At 64.0% G+C, this 12592-nt stretch carries 17 protein-coding genes; 8 read left to right on the top strand and 9 right to left on the bottom strand.

The annotated features are described in order from the left end of the window. Positions 1–4 precede the first annotated feature (4 nt). The 4 genes from JHX87_RS09285 (at position 5) to JHX87_RS09270 (ending at position 3033) form a co-directional block, all read left to right on the top strand. Positions 5–964 carry a 2-hydroxyacid dehydrogenase gene (locus JHX87_RS09285; protein WP_271886452.1) on the top strand — a complete coding sequence of 320 codons (960 nt, stop codon included), beginning with the start codon at positions 5–7 and terminating at the stop codon, positions 962–964. Between the two features lie 63 nt (positions 965–1027). Then, positions 1028–1384: a DCC1-like thiol-disulfide oxidoreductase family protein gene (locus JHX87_RS09280; protein ID WP_271886453.1), complete on the top strand. Its 357-nt coding sequence runs from the start codon at positions 1028–1030 to the stop codon at positions 1382–1384. A 532-nt stretch (positions 1385–1916) separates the two neighbouring features. After that, positions 1917–2360: a DUF1795 domain-containing protein gene (locus JHX87_RS09275; protein ID WP_271886454.1), complete on the top strand. Its 444-nt coding sequence runs from the start codon at positions 1917–1919 to the stop codon at positions 2358–2360. 37 nt (positions 2361–2397) lie between these two features. Next, positions 2398–3033 carry an adenosylcobinamide amidohydrolase gene (locus JHX87_RS09270; protein WP_334220898.1) on the top strand — a complete coding sequence of 212 codons (636 nt, stop codon included), beginning with the start codon at positions 2398–2400 and terminating at the stop codon, positions 3031–3033. A 12-nt stretch (positions 3034–3045) separates the two neighbouring features. Here JHX87_RS09270 and JHX87_RS09265 read toward each other — a convergent pair whose 3' ends face one another. The 5 genes from JHX87_RS09265 to JHX87_RS09245 all read right to left on the bottom strand — a co-directional run bounded on the left by JHX87_RS09265 (position 3046) and on the right by JHX87_RS09245 (position 6346). Further along, entirely contained in the window at positions 3046–3486 is a 441-nt protein-coding gene (locus JHX87_RS09265) for a DUF1284 domain-containing protein (RefSeq protein WP_271886455.1), read from the bottom strand. A 9-nt stretch (positions 3487–3495) separates the two neighbouring features. Next, entirely contained in the window at positions 3496–4071 is a 576-nt protein-coding gene (locus JHX87_RS09260; protein ID WP_271886456.1) for a biotin transporter BioY, read from the bottom strand. 99 nt (positions 4072–4170) lie between these two features. Next, positions 4171–4800 carry a GntR family transcriptional regulator gene (locus tag JHX87_RS09255; RefSeq protein WP_271886457.1) on the bottom strand — a complete coding sequence of 210 codons (630 nt, stop codon included), beginning with the start codon at positions 4798–4800 and terminating at the stop codon, positions 4171–4173. 53 nt (positions 4801–4853) lie between these two features. After that, a complete protein-coding gene (locus JHX87_RS09250) occupies positions 4854–5399 on the bottom strand; it encodes a DUF924 family protein (RefSeq protein WP_271886458.1) in 546 nt (181 codons plus the stop codon). Between the two features lie 14 nt (positions 5400–5413). Further along, positions 5414–6346 carry a pirin family protein gene (locus JHX87_RS09245; RefSeq protein ID WP_271886459.1) on the bottom strand — a complete coding sequence of 311 codons (933 nt, stop codon included), beginning with the start codon at positions 6344–6346 and terminating at the stop codon, positions 5414–5416. 162 nt (positions 6347–6508) lie between these two features. On the opposite strand from JHX87_RS09245, the gene JHX87_RS09240 reads away from it, so the two are divergent. Together JHX87_RS09240 and JHX87_RS09235 are read left to right on the top strand one after the other, a co-directional pair. Next, the gene (locus JHX87_RS09240) at positions 6509–8020 is read left to right on the top strand and encodes a VOC family protein (RefSeq protein WP_271886460.1); all 1512 of its coding nucleotides are present in this window, start codon (positions 6509–6511) and stop codon (positions 8018–8020) included. Position 8021: 1 nt separating this feature from the next. Then, on the top strand, positions 8022–8324 hold the full coding sequence (locus JHX87_RS09235) for a GNAT family N-acetyltransferase (RefSeq protein ID WP_271886461.1): 303 nt from the start codon (positions 8022–8024) through the stop codon (positions 8322–8324). Between the two features lie 50 nt (positions 8325–8374). On the opposite strand, the gene JHX87_RS09230 is transcribed toward JHX87_RS09235, so the two are convergent. The 4 genes from JHX87_RS09230 to JHX87_RS09215 all read right to left on the bottom strand — a co-directional run bounded on the left by JHX87_RS09230 (position 8375) and on the right by JHX87_RS09215 (position 11352). Next, positions 8375–8785 carry a DoxX family protein gene (locus JHX87_RS09230; RefSeq protein WP_271886462.1) on the bottom strand — a complete coding sequence of 137 codons (411 nt, stop codon included), beginning with the start codon at positions 8783–8785 and terminating at the stop codon, positions 8375–8377. 113 nt (positions 8786–8898) lie between these two features. Next, positions 8899–9798, bottom strand: coding sequence for a LysR family transcriptional regulator (locus tag JHX87_RS09225; protein ID WP_271886463.1), 900 nt, complete (start codon positions 9796–9798; stop codon positions 8899–8901). A 10-nt stretch (positions 9799–9808) separates the two neighbouring features. Next, positions 9809–10357, bottom strand: a complete 549-nt coding sequence (locus JHX87_RS09220; protein ID WP_271886464.1) for an NADPH-dependent FMN reductase — start codon at positions 10355–10357, stop codon at positions 9809–9811. A 53-nt stretch (positions 10358–10410) separates the two neighbouring features. Next, on the bottom strand, positions 10411–11352 hold the full coding sequence (locus JHX87_RS09215; RefSeq protein ID WP_271886465.1) for a ring-cleaving dioxygenase: 942 nt from the start codon (positions 11350–11352) through the stop codon (positions 10411–10413). A 127-nt stretch (positions 11353–11479) separates the two neighbouring features. Between JHX87_RS09215 and JHX87_RS09210 the strand changes: the two genes are divergently transcribed. Continuing rightward, the gene (locus JHX87_RS09210; protein WP_271886466.1) at positions 11480–12391 is read left to right on the top strand and encodes a LysR family transcriptional regulator; all 912 of its coding nucleotides are present in this window, start codon (positions 11480–11482) and stop codon (positions 12389–12391) included. 11 nt (positions 12392–12402) lie between these two features. Continuing rightward, complete coding sequence (locus JHX87_RS09205; protein WP_271886467.1) at positions 12403–12588, top strand: hypothetical protein; 186 nt, start codon at positions 12403–12405, stop codon at positions 12586–12588. The last annotated feature ends 4 nt before the right edge of the window (positions 12589–12592 follow it).

The raw sequence follows: 12592 nt of genomic DNA, 5'->3' as shown, positions 1-12592 counted from the left end.
TGGGATGATCAGACTGGTGATGCTGGATCAGGCAGATAAGGCGCGGCTGGACCGGATCCGGCCTCTTCTGCCCTCTGACTGGCAGCTTGACAGCACCGCCTCGAATGATCCCGCCGACCGGCTGGCCGCGCTGCAGGGTGCCCGTCTGGCGATCACGGGCGACGCCCCGGTGACGGCGGCGATGATGGCGGTGCCGGGGCTGCGGGCGGTGCATAAATGGGGCGTCGGCTTTGACGGCATCGATCTGGACGCCGCGCGGCGACATGGCGTGCGGGTGCTGCGCACCACAGGCGCCAATTCGGTGGCCGTGGCCGAAACCACGCTGGGCCTGATCCTGGCGGTCAATCGCAATATCGCGCGCGGGCATCTGGCCATTCATCGCGGCGACTGGCCCAAGGCCGCGCTTGGTCCCAGTTCGGCCACGCTGTCGGGGCGAGTGGTGGGGATCGTCGGCATGGGCCATATCGGACAGGCGCTGGCACGGCTGTTGCGGGGGTTTGCCTGCAAGATCCTTTATACCAAGCGGACCCCCCTGACCGCTGCGGAAGAGGCTGAACTCGGCGCCTGCTTCGCGCCCCTGTCCGAACTGCTGGCCGCGTCTGATGTGGTCACGCTGAATTGCGAATTGAGCGACAGCACCCGCAACCTGATCGACCGCCAGCGCCTGTCGCTGATGAAGCCCGATGCCATCCTGATCAATGCCGCGCGCGGCGGGGTTCTGGTCGAGGCCGACCTGGCCGATGCGATCCGCAATTGCCATCTGCGCGGCGCTGGGGTCGATGTCTTCTCGGTCGAGCCGATCCGGCCGGATAATCCGCTGCTGGGGCTGGACCGGGTGGTGCTGACCCCGCATCTTGCGGCGCTGTCGGCGGATGGCTTTGCCATAGGCATCCAGCGGATGGTGGCGAATTTTCAGGCCATCCTGTCCGGGCAGGATCCGCGCCCCGAGGATGTTCTGGTCTGACGGCCCGCGACCGGATGCATTCCGCCATTCCGCAGCGGGCCGCACCGCGATAGAAGAGCGGCGATGAGTATCGAGATCTACTATGACGGCGCCTGTCCCTTTTGCGACGGCTATGCGCGCAAGCTGAACCTGCAACGGCAGGTCGGGCGGGTCGATCTGATCGATCTTAGATCACAGGATCCTCGCGTTGCTCAGGTGATCGACAGTGGTGTGGATCCGAACAGGGGCATGGTCGTCCGCTTTGGCCAGAGGCAATATCATGGCGCGGAGGCGGTGCACATTCTGTCAGTGCTGTCAGAGGGGGGCGGACCTCTTGCGCGACTGATGCGATCGCCGCGCCGCGCGATGATCATTTATCCCGTTCTGCGTGCATTGCGGCATGTCGCCCTGCGACTGTTGGGCCGCCGACAGATCCGGTAATGCCCTTGCGGTGAGGGTCAGGAAAACCATAGTCCCGACGCGCCGTTTCAAATCCGGATCATATCCTTCAGCGTGGAACAGATTTCCGTTATCTGCCCACCTGCCAGATGGGCTGCGCAGTTGGCTGCAGTGCAGCATGGCCCGTTTGCTTATTTAATAAGCAAAAATGCCCGATCCATCGGCGGAATTCGCAATATTGAACAAAACGATTTAGTTGCCTAATATCTCTGCCAATCTCGCCCGGAATGTGGGGATGTGGCGTCTTCAGTTTGCGTTTTGCCCACAAAAGCCCAGCAAATATTGGTGTTTTCCAGCATGAGCCATGCGGTGACCGATAGGGGTGTCTCTTACTTGGATTCAACAGATAGGCGCAAAAATGCCGGTTCCTTTGCTGCGGTGGCAAGATATTCACAAGGACTTTATGGACTATGGCAAAATCCGGGCCTGCAGTTGTAATGCCCGATAAAGAAGTTAGAGTCATACCAAGCTGTAATGGACTGAAATTGCAGATCAAAAAAGGCGTTTTCGACATATGTATCGGATCAACGAAGGCCTGATTGACATACCTGATGACTGGCAGGACCGGTCGGTGAATGTGATCGGCTCAACCATTACGGGTGCGGGCGTGACCATGACGATCACGCGCGATGAGATCCCGATGGGCATGCCCTTTGCGGAATATGTCCAGGGACAGGCCCGACAGGCCCGGGATGCGCTGGACGGTTTTGTGTCTGCCGGGCCGCGCGATCTGCTGATTGATGGACGTTCGGCGATTGAAATCGAATGCCGCTGGAATGCCAAACAGGGCCGCGTGCATCAGATCATCACGACAGTGCAATATGGTCATCGCGCGCTGGTCTTGACAGCCTCGGTCGCCGGTGAGATGAGCGACGCCCGATTGACCGAGATGCGGCGTATCATCTCCAGCCTGCAATTCGAGGAAAATAACTCCAACGGTATGGCGCAGCAGGGCTGAGGGCGCCCCAGGCGGGGCGCCCTGGCAGAGAGATCGCGTGAACATCACATTGGAAAATCCCTGGCTGATCGCCGATCTGGGCAGGCCGATGCGGGTGCTGTCCTTTGCACCCTATCGGCCCGGTTTCGTGACGGCGCGGCAGGTGCTGATCCGCTACGTCCGCAATGACGATCTGGGGCCAGAGCTTGACGCGCTGAACTGGCTGGCGGGGCAGGCGGCGCGGATCGACGCGCAGGGGGTGGCGCTTCTGACCTCGCGCGAATTGCACCATTATTGCACCGCCGCGCATGGCCGGGCGCGGGCGCTTGCGACGGTCGGTCTGGGCAATGCCGAACGGATCGGGCGGCACCGTGCGGCTCAGGGCGCCGATTACGGCACGATCAATATCATCCTGCGGATCGACGCCGCGCTGGACCAGACCGCCATGCTGGAGGCGATGACCCTGATTGCCGAAGCGCGCACGGCGGCGATCATGGATGCGGGGTTGCGGCTGCCCGATGGCGCGGCAACGGGCACGGGCACGGATTGCATCGCGCTGGCCTGCGATGCGGGGGATCGCGTCTTTACCGGCAAGCATACGGCTCTGGGGCAGATGATCGGGGCGGCGGCCTATGATGCGGTGCTGCAGGGCGCGCGGGACTGGATCGCCGAACATGGCGACCGGCTGGACTAAGCGCGCGGCAGGCTATTCGGCCGTGCTGTCCTGCGCCTGCAGGATCGCACCCACGAACCCGTCCGCCGCGATGTCAGAGCACAGCGCCGCCCAGTCACAGCGCGCGCAGGCCGAACGGGTGTCCTGATTTGCGAATGCCGCACGCATCTGCGCGACAAGGACGGGCGTCAGCACCATACGCAATCCGTGGCGGATATCGCGATCCAGCAGCGCGCCGACATCGCGGGCGGCATTGGCATCGCGGATCTGGACGCCGGGATTGTGGCAATGGGCGTCGGGATCCTCTAGCAGCGGCGCGCAGATATCGTCGGGGCCGGTGACGATCACGACCTCTTCCCCGGCATTCACGCGCCGCGCAATCTCGGTCAGCCCCGCAATGAAAGCGGGGCTGTAGCCTTTGCCGATATAGGTCAGCAAACACAGCAGGTGATGCGGGCGAAGCCGCACCGTCATGGCAGGCTCTTACGCGCCATTGCGCAGCGTGCGGCGCTGGATCACGCGCAGCGTCATCGCCGCCAGACCCGATTTCAGCACCGCACCGATCAGGAAGGGTGTCACGCCTGCGGCAAGCGCCTTGTCCCAGCCGATCAGCGAGGCCAGCCAGCTTCCGCCAATCGCCAGGCACAGCAGGTTGCCCAGCAGCATCGCCGCAAAGGCCAGCGGCAGGTTGCGACCGTCCCAGCCACGCTGTGCCAGCCAGCCGGTCAGCGCCGCGATGATCGGGAATGAGAACAGATAGCCAGCCGTCGGGCCCATGAAGGGGGCGATCCCGCCCGATCCACCGGCCAGCACCGGCATGCCGACCGCCGCCTCGCCCAGCCAGGCGATCACGGTGATCGCGCCCAGACGCCAGCCATATAGCGCGCCGATCAGCGTGATGGCAAAGGTCTGCATGGTCACAGGCACCGGACGCATCGGCACCTCGATATAGGATGACAGCGCCAGCAGGACGGTGCCCAGGAAGACGGCCCCGATCTGCAGGCCAAGGGACTGGTTTTGCAGGTTCAGCGGGCCATGGGTGGTGGTCGGCTCAGACATCATTGGTCCTTTTCGAATTATAGATAATTCTGCGTTTTTTCGTATCAGAGTTATCCATAAACCGGCCCCGGAAACAAGGATGCAGGCGATGCGGCAGCCTCAGCCGAATTTTTTCGGGTTCTTGCCGGTCCATTGCACATGCCGGCCCAGCAGCGCGGCCGCCGTCTCGACCTGACCCGAACGCAGGGCGGCAAGGATCGCGCGGTGGTCGCGATCGGTCGGCGCCTCCCATGCCGTGCGCCAGCCCGCCAGCAGAAACCGAGAGCTTGCGACCTGCAGATCGTCGATGGTTTTCAGCAGCCGGGGCATCCGGCAGGGCGTCACGATCAGGCGGTGAAAACGGCGGTTCTCGGCATCCCAGCTTTGCACGTCGCGGGCGCGTTCGCCGGCGCGGGTGGCCTCTTCCGCCTCATCCAGAATGGCCTTGGTCAGATGCGGCGCCGCCTTGCGCAGGGCCAGAACCTCCAGCGCGGCGCGCATCTCGGAAATCTCGCGCAGCTCATCAAGGCTGAAGCCCGCGACGCGAAATCCGCGACGCGGCTCGCTTTTCGCCAGCCCCTGCGATTCAAGCTGGCGAAACGCCTCGCGCACGGGGACGTGGCTGGCGCCGAATTCGGCCGCGATGTGATCCTGACGCAGCCGCGTGCCCGCCGCGATTTCGCCCGAGACGATGCGCCGCGCCAATTCGCGGCCGATCCGCAGCGCCAAAGGTTCCTTGGGGTGATCCATGATGACCTGATAGTTTCAGCATCGGGCAGCGTCCAGCGCCAACGGATCTTGCCCTAAAACCCCTTGTTGTTTTCCATATACTCGATCTCTTCCGGGGTGCTGTCGCGGCCCAGGGGGGCGTTGCGATGCGGGAAGCGGCCGAAGCGTTCGATCACGTCACGATGGGCGATGGCGAAACGCAGCGAGTTTTCATTGCCCAGGGCCTCGTACAGCTTCACCGAGGTGTTCTGATCCTCGATATCCTCGCTATGCATGAAGGGCAGGTAAAAGAACTGGCGCGGGGTCGCCTCGACCGCCTGATCGTAATCCTGTTCCAGCGCGCGCCGGGCGTAATCCAGCACGATATCGTTGCTTTCAAAGGCCCGCCCGCTGCCGCGAAAGATATTGCGCGGGAACTGGTCCAGCGTGATGATCAGCGCCAGCGCGTCATCGGGCGTCTTCATCCAATGTTCCAGCTTGCCCGCATGGGCGGCCTCGTAACTGTCCAGAAAATCGTCCTTGATCCGCTGATCCACCTCGTCCGACTTTTCGAACCACAGCTTTGACATCTTTTCGGAAAACCAGAAATCGCGCACCTCTTCGGGTGATTTGACGGCCATCGTTGAAATCCTTGTTATGGAAGCGGGATATGTTCGTCGCGGTCGGTGGGGGGCAGATCGAACAGCCCCTGTCCCCAACGCTCTGCCTGCCATTGGCGTTTCGCCTCTTCGATCTTTTCGCGCGATGAGGCGACGAAATTCCACCAGATATAGCGCGGCCCGTTCAGCGTCGCGCCGCCCAGTGCCATCAGCCTTGCCCCGCGTTCGCCCGCCTGAACGGTGATCTTGTCGCCGGGGCGGAAGATCATCATCTGCCCGGCCTGATATTCCTGCCCCGCGATCAGGACCGAGCCCTCGGTGACATAAATCCCGCGATCCTCGTGATTGTCGGGCATCGGAAACAGCGCGCCTGCGGCCAGCGTCACATCCAGATAGAAGGTTTCGGAATACATCTGCGCGGGCGCGGTTTCGCCATAGGCGCTGCCCAGGATCAGCCGCGCCTCGATCCCCTGATCGCGGATCTCGGGCAATTCCTCCTTGCCGTGATGTTCGAAGGTCGGCTCCATATCCTCATGCTGTTCGGGCAGGGCGATCCAGGTCTGGATGCCGTAAAGGCTGTGCGGACCCGACCGGCCCTGAGACGAGGTGCGTTCGGAATGGGTGACGCCCTTGCCCGCCACCATCCAGTTCAGCGCGCCGGGGCGGATGATCTGGTCGCTGCCGATGCTGTCGCGATGGTGGAAATCGCCGCGATAGAGATAGGTCACCGTGCCCAGACCGATATGGGGATGCGGGCGCACATCGACGCCCTGACCGGTCAGGAACTCCGCCGGGCCGGCCTGATCGAAGAAGATGAAGGGGCCGACCATCTGTCGCTTGGGTGCAGGCAGGGCGCGTCGCACCTCGAACCCGCCAAGGTCGCGGGATCGCGGGATGATCAGGGTCTCGATCGCGTCCGGGCCGATCTCATCGGGGCAACCGGGCGTCAGGGCAGGGTTCCAGCTCATGGTGATCCTCCGGTGGTTTTGTCCAGCCTATTCCGTTTCGCGGGGAACGGCCAAGCGCGAAAGCGTTCGGCATTCGCGAACATCGGGTTGCGTGCGATTCAGGTGGCAGAGCCGCCGCTTAATCTTCATCTTAGCTGCAAGGTATTGAAAGTGAGGTGTCACATGACAAGCGGGATCCATCACGTAACGGCGATCACCCGCGACATTCAGGCGAATGTCGATTTCTGGATGGGCTTCATCGGCCTGTCGCTGGTCAAGCAGACCGCCGGGTTCGAGGATGCCGACCAGTTGCACCTGTTCTATGGCGATCCGCAGGGCAGCCCCGGATCGCTGATCAGCTTTCTGGCCTGGCAGGGCGGCGCGCGCGGTCGCGTCGGCCATGGTCAGGTGGCCGAGATTTCGCTGGCGATTCCGCGTGGCCGCATCGGCGACTGGCTGACCCGCGCCATGCAGCACCGTCTGCAGGTCGAGGGGCCGGGTCGCGAATTCGGCGAACCGGTGCTGCGGCTGAAGGATCCCGATGGCATCATCGTCAAGCTGGTCGGCACGGACATGCCCGATACCGGCTGGCCCGCCGCGCCCGCCGCGATCCGCGCCGTCACGATCTGGAGCGAGGTGCCCGAGCAGACCATCCATTTCCTGTCGCAATTCGGCTTTCGTCAGGACGCGGCCGAGGGCGGGCTGACGCGCATGGTCTCGGATACCGATGTGCTGGATATCCGCGATGCCTCGGGCTTCGTGCCGGGGATTCCGGGGACCGGGGTGGTCGATCACGTCGCCCTGCGGGTGGCCGATGTGCCGGAACTGGAAGGTCTGCAACAGGCGCTGTCGGGCCGCAACAGTGGCGTGACCTATCACGACCGCAAATATTTCCAGTCGCTTTATGTCCGCGAACCCGGCGAGACGCTGATCGAACTGGCCACCGATGGCCCCGGCATGGCCGTTGACGAAAGCCCTGATGATCTGGGCCGGACGCTGATGGTTCCGCCCCATTTCGACGACACCACCGACCTGCGGGTCCGGCTGCCGCAATTCGCCCGTCCGGGCGAGGAAAGGATACCGATGCGCGATCTGCCTTTTGAACATCGCCTGCGCCAGCCCGAGGCGCCCGATGGCTCGACCGTTCTGCTGCTGCATGGCACCGGCGGGAACGAATCCGACCTGATGCCGCTGGGCAATCGCATTGCGCCGGGCGCGACCCTACTGGGTCTGCGTGGCCGTTCGACGGAAGAGGGGATCGCCCGTTTCTTCCGCCGCAATTCGATGACCACCTTCGATCAGCAGGATATCCGATCCGAGGCCGAGGCCTTTGCCGGTTTCTGGCAGGGCGCGCAGTCGGCCTATGATCTGGACCCGGACAGGACCACGGTGCTGGGCTATTCCAACGGCGCGAATTTCGCGGCGGCGATCATGGCGCTGCATCCGGGGCTGATCAGACGGGCCGTGCTGATCCGTCCGATGGCGGTGCTGGAGGATCTGCCGCAGGTCGATCTGTCCGGGGTGAAGGTGCTGACACTGACCGGGGCGCGCGATCCCTATGGCCAATATGCGCCGCGCCTGAATGACTGGCTGCGCGACAGCGGGGCCGATCTGGATGCGCAGATCGTGCAGGGCGGGCATGAGCTTGGCGCCGCCGATCTGACCCTTGCCGCTGACTGGATGAAAGAGGGCTGAGATGACACAGATCACCGTCACAAGGGAAGATAAGGACGACCGGCAATTCCGCTATGTCGCCCGCATCGACGGCACCGAGGGCGAGGCGGAACTGGTCATGACCCGTCGCGGCCCTGCCACCTTCAGCGCCGATCACACCTTTGCCCCGCAGCAATTGCGGGGTACGGGCGCGGCCTCGGCGCTGGTGCAGGCGATGATCGACGATGCGCGCAACAGGGGCTTCAAGGTCATTCCGCGCTGCTCTTACGTGGTGGACAAGGCGGGCAAGCATCCCGAATGGGCGGATGTCTTTGTCGAAGCCTGACGAAAAGGCCCCGCGGCGATTGCTGCGGGGCCTTCTTTCGATCGGGCGGGTCAGTCGCGGGTGATCGCGGCATCGCCCGGCCCGATCAGCGCCTGCACCAGCAGCGCGACCGCCCAGACGGCGGGATATTCCCAGCCACCGCCCTCATTGCTGAAAAAGAAGCCGTTGGCGCCATGGCTGAAGATGATCGTGCCCAGAATCAGCGGGATCAGCGCCAGCGCGACCAGACGCACCTGAAAGCCGGTCAGCAGGGCGATCCCGCCCAGGATCTCGGCCGCGATGGTCAGATAGGCCAGGGCGCCGGGCAGGCCGATGGATTGAAAGAATTGCGCCGTGCCTGCGGGTGTGAAGACCACCAGCTTCAACCAGGCATGGGCCAGAAACAGCAGGCCCAGCGTGACGCGCAGGATCAGCGCCCCAAGGCCGGGATTGTTCAGACGGGTGTTCAGGTCTTGCAGCATATCGTTCCTTTCCGACCCGCTTCGGGCCGTGTTCTGAGGTTGACATGCATGTAGGCCTTGCGCGCTTTGGCGATAATCCGTGATTTTGGAAGATTATTCCTTCCGGTTTGGAATCAATTGGCCCAATCGTGGTCACGGCCCCATCTGTCCTGCAGAAAGCCGATCAGCCGACGCAGCCGCGACGGCATATGCCGCCCCGCCGGGGTCAGCGCATAGATGCCGGAACTGGCGGGCTGGAAGCGGCGCAGAACCTCGACCAGCCGCCCGTCGCGGATTGCCGGGGCCGAGATGAAATCGGGCAGGCGCGCCACGCCCAGACCGGCGGCGCAGGCGATCACGCAGGCCTCGGCATTGGACAGGCGCAACCGGCCCCGCAGTTCCAGCGACAGGGGCGCATCGCCGCCGAACAGCCATTCATCCGGCCGCGGGAAATTCGTGTCGGTGATGATGTCATGGTCGCGCAGATCCTCGGGGCGGCGCGGAATGCCACGGGCGCGCAGATAATCGGCCGAGGCGACGAACTGGATCCGCAACACCCCCAGCTTGTGCAGCTTCAGCGCCGAATCTTGCGGCTCGCCCACGCGGATCGCGGCATCAAAGCCATGTTCGGCCAGACCCAGCCGACTGTCGGTAAAGGTGACATCCAGCAGGATCGCCGGATGAAGCCGCGCGAATTCGGCCAGCGCGGGCATCAGCTGAACCGTGCCAAAGGTCAGGGGCGCGGTCAGCCGCAGCGGCCCCTGCGGCACGCGGCCGGTATCGCGCAGGCTGTCATCCAGGTCGTCAAGCTGATCCAGAATTGCCGCGATGCGGGTGAAATAGGTCTCTCCCTCGGCGGTAAGTGCCAAGGCGCGGGTGGTGCGGTTCAACAGCCGCACCCCCAGATCGGATTCAAGCCGAGAGACCAGCTTTGACGCCTGCCCGGCCGAGACGCCCATCCGCAGCGCCGCCGCCGCAAAGCTGCCCTGACGCACGACCTGCACAAAGACGCGGTCGGCCGTTAGCCTGTCCATCCGGCGCCGATCAGCGCGCGACGGCGGCCGCAAAACCCGCCACGAAATCGGCGACGGATTTGCGGGTCTTGTCATCGGTCAGATTGCCGTCGTCATCGAACAGCCCACCTGCGCGCGACACCATCAGACGTCCTTCCCACCAGGGCGCGGTCCGCAGGGTGCGCAGCACAGGCTCCCACGCGGATTGGGCCAGGACCGTGCCGAACCCGCCCGGAGAGGCGCCCATCACTGCCACCGGCTTGCCCTTGAACATCTCCAGCCCTTCCTTGCGCGACATCCAGTCGATCACATTTTTCATCACGCCGGGCAGGCTGTTGTTATATTCCGGGCTGGACAGCAGCAGGCCATCGGCCTGGGCAAGCTGGTCCTTCAGCGCCTGAACGGCGGCGGGCTGGCCCTGGGCCTCTTCCTCATCACCATTATAAAGCGGCACCTGATGGATGTCGCCAATGTCGATCTGCACCCCGTCGGGCGCCAGGTCGCGCGCCGCGCGCAGCAGGCCCGAATTGAAAGAGGCGCGACGCAGGCTGCCGCTGATACCCAGAATTTTGGTGGTCATGCTGTGATCCCTGAAAAATTGCCGGGGGCGCGATGGCCCCCGGCAACCCTATCTTAATCCAGCGGTTTCAGACCAGCCTCGATCGCCGCCCGCTTGGGCTCAAGGAACGGCGGCAGGGACAGCGCTTCGCCCATCGTGTCGCGCGGCTCATCCACGTCAAAGCCCGGGCCGTCGGTGGCCAGCTCGAACAGGTTTCCGCCCGGCTCGCGGAAATAGAGCGAGCGGAAGTAGTAACGCTCGACCTCGCCCGAATTGGGCACGCGATAACCGCCGACGCGGTTGGTCCATTCCGTCAGCGCGGCCTTGTCCGGCACGCGGAAGGCGACGTGATGCACCGCGCCCGCGCCCTGACGGGCAATCGGCAGGTCGGGCTGCACGGCGACATGCAATTCGGCGGCGGCACCGCCATCGCCCATGGCAAAGACATGGACCTGCCCCGCGCCATCGGGGCTGGCATAGTCGCGGACCTTGCGCATGTTCATCACCTGCGTCAGCAGCGCCTCGGTCGGGGCCAGTTCGGGGACCGAGATCGTGATCGGGCCAAGGCCGTGGATCTGATGTTCGGCCGGAACGGGGCTGCGCTCCCACGGTTGACCTGCGGGCTGATCGGCCCCGACAAGGCGCAGGCGCTGGCCTTCGGGATCCTCGACATCCAGCGAGGCGCGACCGTCCAGCGTCTCGATCTTGCCGGTCGAGACGCCCAGATCGGCCAGACGACCGGCCCAGTAGTCAAGGCTGCCCTCAGTCACGCGCAGGCCGGTGCGGCTGATCGACCGGGTGCCCCGGCGTTCGCGACCCACCGGCCAGTCGAAGAAGGTGATATCCGATCCGGGTGATCCCGCGCCATCCGCGAAGAACAGGTGATAGGCCGATGTGTCGTCCTGATTCACCGTTTTCTTGACCCGACGCAGGCCCAGCGTATCGGTGTAAAAGCGGTTATTGCCCGCCGCGTCAGCCGTGATCGCGGTCAGGTGGTGAATTCCCGTCAGCTGCATGTGGCTGCTCCTTTAATTCGAATGCTTGGGATCAATATGGACCGCCCTGCCCGTTCGGGCGAGGCGTCGCTTGCATAACGCCGCGTTCTGTTCTTGCGAACGTCATGGAAGCCGATATGGTAAGCGGATGAATTGGACCATTACCGATATTGAAACCTTTCTGGCGGTGCTGGATGCGGGCAGCATCTCGGGCGCGGCGGCGCGGGCGGATCTGTCGAAATCCGTGGTCAGCAAACGGATCAGCGATTTCGAGGCGACGCTGGGCGTGCCCCTGTTTACCCGCAATGCGGGCCGGATCACGCCCACCGACAGCGCCTATGTGCTGGCCGACCGCCTGCGCCCGGCGCTGGCCGAACTGATCGCCGCCACCGAAAGCGTGACCGGGACCGAGACCGAATTGCGCGGCAAGCTGGCCATTGCCGCCCCGATGAGCTTTGGCATCCGCCATCTTGGCCCGGTCATCGCGGGTTTCGCGCGGGCGCATCCGGATCTGGAGATCGTGCTGGATTACAATGACCAACTGACCGATCTGGCGCGCGGCGGCTTTGATGTCGGCATCCGTATCGGCAATCTGAAGGACAGCACCCTGATGGCGCGCCGCATCTGCGAAGATCCGCGCGCGATCGTGGCCAGCCCGGCCTATCTGGCGATGCATGGCGCCATCGACAGTGCCGAGGATCTGCGCCATCACAAGGCCATCGGCTATCTGAATGCGCGGCTGGGCGATATCTGGCCCTTTGACGGGGTCGAGCCGCCCGAAGCCGGCCGGATCACCGCCAATAATGGCGAGGCGATGCGCGATATGGCCCTTGGCGGGCTAGGGGTGGCGCTGCTGCCGCTGTTCATCGTGCATGACGCCCTGCGCCGCGGCGATCTGCTGCGCGTGCTGCCCGATCTGCCGCAGCAGAAGCTGCCGATCAGCGTCGTCTGGCCGCCGATCCGGCCGATGCCGCGCAAGACGCGCCTGTTCGTGGATCACATTGCCGACGCCTTTGCCGAGCCGCCGGTCTGGCTGCAGGGTCTGGATACGGCCCGATAACGGAGATCAAGATGCTGGTTGACCCGAATTCCCCTTTCTTCAGGCCCCTGTGGGTGCGCGTTCTTTGCGTCACGCTGCCCTTGGTCTGGGCGGGGGTGGAACTGTATAATGGCAGCCCGTTCTGGGCGATCCTGTTCGGTGCGGCGGGGCTTTATCTGGCCTATCAGCTGTTCGTGCAGCGCGATCCCGACGCATAGGGGC

The sequence above is a fragment of the Paracoccus fistulariae genome, assembly GCF_028553785.1.
GTDB classification, from domain to species: Bacteria; Pseudomonadota; Alphaproteobacteria; order Rhodobacterales; family Rhodobacteraceae; genus Paracoccus; species Paracoccus fistulariae.
Note: the sequence above shows the minus strand (reverse complement) of the source record. Positions and strands in the feature narration are given on the sequence as shown.